The sequence below is a fragment of the Nocardioides sp. genome (genome assembly GCF_024509035.1).
Lineage (GTDB): Bacteria > Actinomycetota > Actinomycetes > Propionibacteriales > Nocardioidaceae > Nocardioides.
Genome location: NZ_JANINT010000211.1, coordinates 3381 through 3653 on the forward strand (window position 1 = coordinate 3381; position 273 = coordinate 3653).

Annotated in this window: 1 pseudogene; it reads left to right on the forward strand. The window is 70.3% G+C overall.

Annotation, left to right across the window (positions count from 1 at the left end):
* Positions 1-273, forward strand: a pseudogene (locus Q0L15_RS15370) (cation acetate symporter); the annotation flags it as partial.

Consider the following 273-nt stretch of genomic DNA (forward strand, 5'->3'; position numbering starts at 1 on the left):
CCCCCCTGCTTGCCGAAGCCGTCGGCGGCGGAGACGGCACCACCGGCGGCGCCGTCCTTCTCGCACTGATCTCGGCGGTGGCGTTCGCGACGATCCTCGCCGTGGTCGCGGGACTGACCCTGACGTCGGCCTCGTCGGTGGCGCACGACCTCTACGCCACGGTGTTCAAGAAGGGCAAGGCGACCGAGCGCGACGAGGTGCGCGTGGCACGGATCTCGGCTTTCGTCATCGGCGGCATCGCGATCGCGCTGGCGATCCCGGCACAGAAGCTCA